The 9,817-nt window shown below is 71.5% G+C and carries 5 protein-coding genes; 1 reads left to right on the plus strand and 4 read right to left on the minus strand.

What is annotated here, in order from left to right:
* Nucleotide 1: 1 nt before the first annotated feature.
* The 4 genes from HOV77_RS04325 to HOV77_RS04340 all read right to left on the minus strand — a co-directional run bounded on the left by HOV77_RS04325 (nt 2) and on the right by HOV77_RS04340 (nt 9,073).
* Nucleotides 2–5,809, minus strand: a complete 5,808-nt coding sequence (locus HOV77_RS04325) for a type I polyketide synthase (RefSeq protein WP_290857825.1) — start codon at nt 5,807–5,809, stop codon at nt 2–4.
* 35 nt (nt 5,810–5,844) lie between these two features.
* The gene (locus tag HOV77_RS04330; protein ID WP_290857826.1) at nt 5,845–6,828 is read right to left on the minus strand and encodes a DUF1702 family protein; all 984 of its coding nucleotides are present in this window, start codon (nt 6,826–6,828) and stop codon (nt 5,845–5,847) included.
* Nucleotides 6,829–6,970: 142 nt separating this feature from the next.
* Nucleotides 6,971–7,948, minus strand: coding sequence for a DUF1702 family protein (locus HOV77_RS04335; protein WP_290857827.1), 978 nt, complete (start codon nt 7,946–7,948; stop codon nt 6,971–6,973).
* A gap of 45 nt (nt 7,949–7,993) precedes the next feature.
* Nucleotides 7,994–9,073: a carboxymuconolactone decarboxylase family protein gene (locus HOV77_RS04340; protein ID WP_290857828.1), complete on the minus strand. Its 1,080-nt coding sequence runs from the start codon at nt 9,071–9,073 to the stop codon at nt 7,994–7,996.
* Nucleotides 9,074–9,246: 173 nt separating this feature from the next.
* Between HOV77_RS04340 and HOV77_RS04345 the strand changes: the two genes are divergently transcribed.
* On the plus strand, nt 9,247–9,817 hold a 571-nt coding region (locus HOV77_RS04345; protein WP_290857829.1), incomplete at its 3' end, for a carboxymuconolactone decarboxylase family protein.

Below are 9,817 nucleotides of genomic sequence, written 5' to 3' on the forward strand. Positions count from 1 at the left end.
CTCAGTTCCGCCCTTCCGTCAGCACGGCGAAGACCACCGGGTCGGTGACGCCGGTGAGCTTGGTGACGAACGTCGCGATCCGCAGTTCGCCGTAGGAGAAGACGACCCAGCCCTTCCGCTGCGCGTGCTGCAAGGTCAGCGGGCCGCGCGGCGGCTGCCCCGCCTTCTGCAGGCACTCGATCGCCGCCCAGACGCGTACGCCCGCGGTGTCGGGGGTCTCCCCCGGTTCCTGCGCCACGAGGTCGGCCAGCATCTTCAGCGAGCCGAGCAGCCGCTGCCAGTCCTCTTCGGACCGGGGCGACGCCAGGTCGACATCACAGCCGAGCGGGCCGCTGCCGCTCACGCAGAAGGTCAGCCCGGCCTTGTGCGCGCTGGAGACCCGATCGCCGCCGGCCAGTTCGGGGCGGCCGTCGGTCCGGTAGGTGATCTTCACCGGCCGGCCCAGCGACCGGCTCGCCGCCAAGGCCGTCCGGGCTCGCCGCCGGGCGATCAGGTCACCGGGCGGTTCCTCCGCCTCGTCGGGTTCGACGGTCACGGCGATCTCCGCGCCCAGCAGATCGCCGAGCGACCGCTCCAGGTAGGGCCCGAGCAGCGGCGCGGCCCACGGTCCGGAGCCGTCGTTCTTGCGTACGGCGCGCAGGCGCAAGCCTTCCCACCGCTCGATCACCGTGCCGTCCGGCGTCCGCAGAGCGATGTCGTAGACGTAGGTGTCACCGTCGCGCAACCGCTCGGTCGCGGCGAATCGCAACGCTCCGGCTTCGAACATCACCGGGCCCGCCGACCAGATCCGCTCGATGCCCTGCGGCAGCAAAGTCGCATCTGGTACGCACACCTGATTGCCGTGCATCAGCGCGTCGCGTACGCCGGGATCGCCCAGCAGCAGCTGCGACGGGAGGAACCCGGCGAACCACGGCGTACCGGGGTCGGCGGGCGGTTTGACCGCGACGTCGGCGTCGACGTGCCGGGCGGCGGCCCGGTGGTAGGCGAGCAGCCGCTGGAACCGGTCGCCCTGGAACAACACGGGACCGTAGAGCTCATTCGCCGGGTCGAGCGGCACCACCGGAAGGCCGGTGACCTGCTCAGGCGGCCCGTCCGGGATCGGCGGCGCGTCATAGCGCAACCGGGCTCGGAAGTGGTCGGCGGCGAACCCGGTGTCTTCACTGTGAATCGCGACCTCGACGGTGCCGGGTCCGGTCACGACGGCTGCGACGCGGATGCGCGTACGCCCCGCCGGGGGCACCACGATCGGCCGCAGGAACTCGGCCTGTTCGATGGCGGGCGTCTCGCTGCGCCCCGTCACAGCCGCGGCGACCTGGGCCATCGCCTCCATGCCGAACACCGCCGGGAACAGCAGGTTGCCATCCAGCAGATGATCGGCCAGGTAGAGGTCCGACCCTGCGCTGAGCTCGGCCTCGCTGACCAGCTCCGCGCCGTGGTACCGGACCAGCGGCCGGTCGAGGAACCGCAGCAGGGGCAGCTCGGGCAGGTCATATCGCACGGTGTCGATTCCCTGGGTACGCCCGGAGATGACCGCGACGCAGGGCGCGTCCGGGTCGCCGACCAGCCGCCGCAGGATGGCGATCCCCTGCTCGGGGGTGATCGGGGTGACCCCGTCCCGGGCCAGCGACTCGACGACCGAGAGCCGTTCGCCCATCCCGACGCCGGACCAGACCGACCACTCCAGACAGAGTGCCCGGCAGCCGGGATTGTCCCGGCCCACCTGAAGCGTCAGGTCGGCCAGCCACTCGTTCGCGGTCGCGTAGTGCGCCTCGCCCCGCAGTCCGGCCCGGCCGATGATGCTGCCGAGGGTCACCAGCAGCTTGAGGTTCGCCGCGCCGACGGCGTCGAGCACCGCCCGCAGACCGCCGATCTTCGGCGCGAACGTCGACTCGAAATGGCTCATCTCGACGGAGGTCAGCGACGCCGGTTCGTTGCGCCCGGCCCCATGCAGCACGGCGGTCACCGAGCCGAGCCGCTTCGCCAGCTCGGCCACCGCCTCGGCGACCTGACCGGCGTCGGTCACGTCGGCTCGGGCGTACTCGACGGTGACGCCCTGGCTTCGCATCCGATCCAGGTTGGCCGCCAACTCCGCGTCCTGCACCGGATCGGAGCGGCCGAGCAACGCCAGCTTCGCTCCGCTGTCCCCGGCGAGGGCGAGCGCGCACTCGGCGGTGATGCCCTTCCCACCCCCGGTCACCAGCAGCACATCCGACTCGTCGAGCGGTTGGTGCGTACGCGTGGCGGCGTAGGGAAGCACGCGCAGGGTCGGGACTCGGCGTACGCCGTCGGAGTCGTAGCAGGCTTCGGTGAATCGGGCGGTCGAGGCGACTTCGTCGACGATCCACTCGACGGCCTGCTCCGCCGATACGCCGTGCGCCGGGACGTGGACGATCGTGACCCGGAGGTCCGGCGCTTCCAGCCGCAGGGTCTTGGCCAGCCCGGCCGCGCCCCGGTCGTGCTGGACGAGCACGAATCGATTGCCGAGCTTGCCCGACAGGACGGCCTTGGCTCCGTGGAGGGCGAGCTCGATCTGCTCGGTGGTGCAGCCGACCGGCAGGCACACCAGTACGCCGTGGCCGACCCCGGCCCGCTCCAGCTTGTGCCGCAACGGTTCGGCGAGCGGACTGCCGGCGTCGGAGTAGACCCGCCAGGCTCCGTTCTCCTCGACCGGCGTACGCCCCGGCCGCGCCAACTCGTCGAGATCGAGCGCCCAGGGCCGGGCCCAGGGAGCCGCCCCGGCCACGATCGGAGTGGCGATCGCGTCGCCGGAGAGCGCGGTCTGCTCGAGTTCGGCGAGCGCGTCGGCGAGTTCCTTGACGGTCGCGGTGGCGAAGTTGGTCGGGGTCTGCGCGGCCGCGATGCCGAGCTGCCCGGCCACCTGGTTGACGACCTGCCCGACGGTGATCGAGCTGAGGTGCAGGTCATCCAGCAGACGGCTGTCCTCCCGGACCAGCTCCAGCGGCAGCTCGGCTCGCTCGGCGGCCATCCGGCGGAGGAGGTCCACAATAGACTCGCCCTCGACCTGCTCGGTTTCGACGGTCACCGCCTTGGCAGTCGGCGCGGTCCGCCCCGTGGAGTTGATCGACACCTGGGGGGCGGATTCACAGGGGCTGGCGAAGAAGGAGAACTCCGCCCCGATCTTCAGCGGGCGGCTCAGGCGGCCGTGGAAGAGCGCGGCGTCCACCGGAGCCGCGTTGACCACGAACGCGGCCGCCACGACGCGCAGTACGCCCGCCAGCGACTCGTCGTCGGTGTCGAGCGCGACGGCGGGCACGTCGACCGCCGCGGCGGCGAGCCCGCTGAGCACCCGACCCGGCCCGACCTCCACGAACAGGTCGACCTCCTTGGCCGCGATCGCCACCGCCTGGGTGAACTGCACCGGCTCGGTGATCTGGCGGCCGAGCAACGTACGCAGGTCGGCGTCGGCGGTCAGCGGCTCGCCGGTGATCGTCGAGACGACGCGGCGGCCCACCGGGCCGAAGGCCTCGTCGGCCAGCGCAGTACGGAAGGACTCCGCCGACGGAGCCACCAACGGCGAGTGGAACGCGTGCGAGACGCGCAGGCGCGCGGCGGCGTAGCCGGCGTCGCGGGCGCGTGCGCACACCTCGTCCACGGCTTCGTGCGTACCGGCGATCACGGTCTGCTTCGGCCCGTTGAAGCCGGCCACCACGACGGGGAGGTCGGCCATCAGGCGCTCGACCGTCTCGGCGCCCGCCTCGACGCTGGCCATCGTGCCGCGCTCACTGTGCTGGGACATCGCGGCTCCGCGTACCTTGGCGATCCGGAGCAACGCCTTCTCGTCGAATGCGCCGGCCCAGTGCAGGGCACTCAGCTCGCCGAGGCTGTGACCGACCGCGACGGTGGCGTCCAGCCCCAACGTGGCGAGCACCCGCAGCCCGGCGAGCGTGCCGGTGGCGATGCGCGGCTGGGCCACCTCGGTGGCGACGAGGTCGCCCGCCTCGGGCAGCCCCGATCGCGCGTACACCTCGTCGGCCTCGGCGAATCGGCGGCGCAACGCACCGCCGCCCATCGTGCGGCCCGAGCCCTGGCCCGGGAACAGGTAACCGATGCGGCCGGGACCCGCGGCGTGGCCGAGGAACGAGCGGCCGTCGGCGGCGAACGACGTGGTCTCCCCCGCGTCCAGCTTCTCGATCAGTCCGCGCAGCCGCCGCTCGGCGTCTTCCGGCGAGGACGTGACGATCGCCGCGCGGTACGGCAACTCACGGAGTTCTTTGTGGAGGGTCACGGCGACGTCGGCCAGTTGTGCGTACGCGACGGTGGGCACGAACTCGGCGAGCTGGACGAGCCGGTCGCGCAGCTCGGCCGCGGACGCGGCGTCGACGGTCAGCAGCTCGGCGTCCTGCAACGACGACGCGAGTGCCTTGGTACGCGTGTCGAGTCCGACCCGGCGGCGACGGTGGCCGTCGTTCTCCAGGACGATGTGGGTGTTGATGCCGCCGAAGCCCATCGCGGTGATGCCGGCCCGGATGGCCGAACCCTCCGGGAACGGCTCCGCCTTGCGCAGTACGCGCAACTGAGCGCCGTCCTCGACGAGCAGGTCGTGCGGCTCGGGGCAGCCGATCGCGGGTGGCAGCACGTGGTGGTGGACCGCCATGGCTGCCTTGATCAGACCGGCGACTCCGGCGGCCGCCTTGGTGTGCCCGATCATCGCCTTGATGGAGCTGATGGCGGCGGGCCGGCCGGTCGCACCGGCGGTGTCCCGGGCCAAGGTCAGCGCCCGCAGCTCGGTGGAGTCGCCGACGGCGGTGCCTGTCCCGTGCCCCTCGAACAGCGGAACGGTCTCGATGCCGAACCCGGCCCGCGCGTACGCCCGCCGCAGCGCCAGCTGATAGCCGCTGACCTCGGGGCGGGTGATGCCGCCCTTGCCGTCGGAGGAGATGCCCCACCCGGCGACGGTGGCGTAGATCCGGTGACCGGCCTTGCGTGCGTCGTCCTCCCGCATCAGCACGACCATGCCGCAGCCCTCGCCCGGCCAGAAGCCGTTGGAGCCCTTGTCGTAGACCTTCATCTCGCCGGTCGCGAGCGCGCCGGTCTTGGCGAAGCCGATGATCTCGAACGGGTCGATCGACAGGTCCACGCCGCCGGCGACCACGACGTCGAGCTCGCCGTCGACCAGGCCCTTGCACGCGGTTGCGACCGACAGCAGCGACGACGAGCATGCGCCGTCCACCGTGTAACCGCCGCCCTTGAGGTCGAAGTGGTTGCAGATGCGGCCCGCGATGGTGTTCGACAGGCCGCCCGCGAGGGTGTCCTCGTCGATCTCGGGGAACGGGCTCTTGAAGGTCGCCTCGAACTCGTCCAGGAACGAGCCCAGCTGGTCGTCGTTCCAATCCTGCTCCTTCAGGGCGGCGGCGACCATGCGGCGGACGAACGGCCACCGCAGCCGCAGCTGGTTCGCGCGGGAGAACTCGCCGGTCAGGCTGTTGCCGACGACGACACCGGTACGCTCCCGCGGCAGCCCTTCGGCCATCGGGAACCCGGCGTCGGCCAAAGCCATCGCGGCCACGTCCAGCGCGAGCCAGTGCGTCAGGTCGGTCGAGCGATAGGTGCTGCCCGCCACCTTGTACGCGACCCGGTTGAACTCGTAGCCCTCGATGACGGCGGCGTTGCGGGCGTAGAACCGGTCCGGCGCAGTGGGATCGGGGTCGTAGTAGTCGGCCAGCCGCATCCGCACGTCGGGCAGACGACGGAAGGCCCGCCTACCGGCGACCGCGTTCTCCCACAGTTCTCTCGGCGAGGTGGCGTCCGGGTAGCGGCAGGCCATCCCGACTATCGCGATTCTGGTCATGCTCAGCGGCCTCCATGCGTTCTCAGATCGGCTGGTCAAGCTGTGACGTGGGCGGTGAACGCCGCCGAGATGCGCCGCCGCCAGACCTCCCAGGACGGGAGCCGTCCTTCGTCGGTCAGGCCGATCAGCGCCTCGTCGGTCACCTTCTGCGCGGCTTCCACGGAGACGCCGCAGAAGATCTGGGTGGCCAGTTCGTTGTGCGGCACGATCAGCCCGGCCCGGGCGCGGGCGCCGGCGGCGAACGCGGCGCCCTGGGCGATCTGCGGCCGGAAGTGCGCGCCCAGGTCCCAGAACCGGCGCAGCTCGGTCTCCTCCGCGCCACCGGCGTAGGTGGCGGCCAGGCCGGCTCCGGCGTACAGGTCGGCGTGGCGCTCGGCCGGGAACCGGCTGATCAACCGGACGACTTCGGCAGGGTCGGTGCCGCCGACGAACCACAGCGCCCGGCCGATGCCCTGGTCGATCGCGTGGTCGGCGTACCAACGGAACCGGCTGTCGGCCGGACCTGCGGGCCAGGGGAAGCGCGCCTCCTGGAAGTGCTGCCGCACGTACTTCTCGGTGCGGAAGTACGCCTGGTGGAAGCCGTAGCCGTCGAGCACCAGCCACCGCAGCAGCGGATCGGGCGCGTGCAGGGTGCCCCAGCGGAACCGGGGCAGCCGCGCCATCGCCCAGCCGACCCCGACGTAGGCCATGTAGACGTGGTCGTCCCCGCGGCCGTCGAGGAACTCGGCGACCAACGTACGCCGCCCGACCGGCAACCCCTCCCGGACGGCGTACGCCATCGCGGCTCCCTCGTAGGCGAACCCCCGGAACCGGGTCGGCACCTGCTCCAACTTCGGTTCGGCGTCGCGCCCGGTACGCGCCTCGGCGGCGTAGGCGTACCCGGCGAGGAAGCTCGCGCCGACCGTCTCCAGCAGCTTCCGCCCGGCGTCGGACTTGACGTGGAAGCCGCGGACGTCCATCCGGGTCTCGGCGACCGACGGGGTCAGAATGCGGCGTCGCATTGCTCGATAAAGACTCATGAATGCGCTCCGAGTAGTGAGTGGGTCGGGTTCTCGCGATATCCGGGATATCGCTGCTTTGCGCGCGGGAATAGCCGCGATATCCCGGGATAACGCGACGGCAGTGACGCGACGCCCGGGATAAACGCGGCGCCCATGGGCGCTAAGCGACAGGGACGGCGTCGCGCACCAATCGCCGCCAGATCTCGTATTCGGGTTCGCCACGAGCGGTCAGCCCGTCGGCGGCGACGTCGTCGGCGAGCGCGGCGGCTGCGGCGATGTCGAGTTCGGCCAGGGTCTTGACGGCGAGCTGGGTGTGGGCCGGCTCGCAACCGGAGAAGGCGCGGGCCTTCGCGGCGAAGACCGCCCCTTGCGCGACGTCGGCCGCGAAGGGCCCGGAGAACGTGCGGAGCTGGGCGTACCCGGCCCCGTCGGTGCCACCGGCGAAGGTCGCAGCCAAACCGACGCCGCTCCACAGGTCGGACTGCCGGTCGGCGTCGAACCGGTCGACCGCGGTGGCGACGTCAGCGACGTGTCCACCGTGGATGAACCAGAGCGCGCGGCCGACGCCCTGATCCCAGGCCCGCCCGAAGTACTTCGGGTGCCCCTGCCACGGATACGCCTTCGGCCGGGCCTGCTCGGTCACCCACTTGCGGGTGTGGAAGTACGCCCGGTCGAACCCCAGTCCGTCGACGGCGAGCCAGCTCATCGTCGGGTAGTAGGGCGTACCGGTGAGGTCGGGCAACACGTTGCGCCACAAGGGCCGCGGTAACCGGGCCATGGCGAAGCCGATGCCGATGTAGGTGAGGAAGATGTGCGGCTGACCGGACCCGCTGAGCAGCTCCTTGGCGCGTACGCCCCGGCCGCCGGCCATGGCGTCCCGCACGGTGTACGCCATCGTCGCGCCCTCGTACGCGAACCCGCGGTGCTCGGCCTCGACGAGTTCCAGCCGACGTTCGACCTCCCAGCGGGACTTGGCGTCGATGGCCCATTCGAATCCGCAGATCACCGCCTGCGGGATCGCCTCGAGCCGCCGGGTCGCCGCCGTCTCGCGTACGGGAAAGCCGCGTCCGGCGAAGCTGACGTCGGCCAGCTTGGGGGTCATCATCAGGTTCCGCACCGCACCGGTGAAGGTCGCCATCGCCAGTCCTCCGCTGCTCATCACCGCCTGGGATCAGGCGCTCCCCTATCGTGATCCTTCGATGGCGGCGTACGCGTCTCCCAGCGTGCGGTGTACCAACCGGCTCCCGATCGACCGGGCGGCGCGGTGGCTTGCCCAGGCCGCCGCCTCGACGAGCGTCCGGTCGGCCGGATGGACCGCCCGGAACTCGGCGATGACCTCGTCGTCGACCTGATACGAAGCGATCGCGGTCAGCAGCACGAGACGGCCGACCGGCCGCAGTTCCTCGTCGAGCGAGAGCAGCAGCCGCTCGCACCAGACTCGGCTGATCCCCGTGTCCTCGCCCTGCCAGGTCTCGAGCCGGGAATCCAGCAGTTCCCGCACGGCAGGCGGAACCGAGCGCTCGCCCGCCGCTTCGAAGGCGGCGTACGCCCGGCCGACTGCGCTCGCGATCGCCGGGTTGTCCTGCGCCCAGGCGGCATCGCCCGGCAACGGAGCCGGCGGAAGCAGCGGGAGCGCCCGGCCCGGCGTACGCGGATCGCGCAGGGTCGGCCGCAGAATTCGGGCCACCCCGTGCTTGAACCGGCGGCGGGACGCCGGGCCGAGCCCCGGTGGCAGCAGGAAACTGGACAGGAACACGTTCACCATGCGAGTCAGGTAATGCATGGCGACGACCACCCCGACCAGCTCCGCGCGATCGTCCTCGCGGAACGCGTACGCCGAGCCGAACGGGTCCCGCGCCCACCGGGCGACCGCTGCCAGCGACGGGTCGGCGATCTCCGACGGCCGGTCGGCGATCAGCGCCTCGGCGACCGATTCCGAGGCCAGGTCATAGAGCCCGACGCTGTGCATGTCCACGCAGTACGGGCAGACGTTGGCGACCGAGACGGCGGTGGCGACCGCCTCCTTGACGGCCCGGCTCACGGTGGCGGTCGGCAGCAGCGGCTCCCGCAGCAAGGCCCAGTACGCCGCCGCCAGCTCCGGAACCGGCGAGTGCAGCTGCACCGGCGGGACCACGAGGCCCATCTCGTCGAGCACCTGCCCGTAGACCTCGCCGAGCAGGCCGCGCGCCGCAGTGATCGGCACCGGAGTCACGTATTTGATCTGACGTTGTGCGACCGAGGATGCGATACGCCGAATTCCCATGTTTCTCAGTATTGATCCGTCTGCCGTCGGCGCGGCGACGGTGACGCCGGGAGCGCAATATCAAAGAACCCCGATACCGTCTCGGCTGCTCCGTCCACATTAGGTCCACATAGGATTGCCAACGACGCATGCCCGAAGATGCGTACCAGATGGTCGGTCTCGACGATGGGCCCATGGCCGATCTCATCGCGCGCAGCACGCGCACCGGGACGCTCCGCCAGATCCGTCACGTCACCCCCGTGGCCCCGCGGTCCGCCCGCGGGCTGGTCGCGGAGGTCTATCACCAGGTCGAGCGGGATTTCGGCATGCTCGCGCCGCCGATCAGCCTGCACTCGCCCGCGCCACGCGCACTGGCCGCGGCCTGGGCGATGCTGCGCGAGACCTTGCTGGCCGCCGATGCGACGACCCGCGCGGAGCGGGAGGCGGTGGCGGCCGCGGTCTCGGCGGCGAACACCTGCCCGTATTGCGTCGATGTCCACGGCGCCGCCCTCGCCGGGCTGACTCGCGATGACATGCCCGTGTTGTCGGCCTGGGCCCGCTCCAGCGCGACCGCCGATCCGCTGCCCGGCACCTTCGGCGAGCGTCCGTCGGCCGAGCTCATCGGGGTCGCGGTCGCCTTCCACTATCTCAATCGGATGGTCAACATCTTCCTGCCGGAGTCGCCGCTGCCGCCGTTGCTGCGCGGGTCGGCCGCGCCGGTCGCTCAGCGCGTCGCGGCCCGGCTGCTCGGTTCGCTGGCCCGCC

Origin of the sequence: Hamadaea sp., from assembly GCF_013362815.1 — a bacterium.
Lineage (GTDB): Bacteria > Actinomycetota > Actinomycetes > Mycobacteriales > Micromonosporaceae > Hamadaea.

Bases quoted from the DNA above. Each gene is read 5' to 3' on its own strand.
- HOV77_RS04325 (WP_290857825.1), bottom strand. From the start codon at position 5,809: ATGACCAGAATCGCGATAGTCGGGATGGCCTGCCGCTACCCGGACGCC.
- HOV77_RS04330 (WP_290857826.1), bottom strand. From the start codon at position 6,828: ATGAGTCTTTATCGAGCAATGCGACGCCGCATTCTGACCCCGTCGGTC.
- HOV77_RS04335 (WP_290857827.1), bottom strand. From the start codon at position 7,948: ATGGCGACCTTCACCGGTGCGGTGCGGAACCTGATGATGACCCCCAAG.
- HOV77_RS04340 (WP_290857828.1), bottom strand. From the start codon at position 9,073: ATGGGAATTCGGCGTATCGCATCCTCGGTCGCACAACGTCAGATCAAA.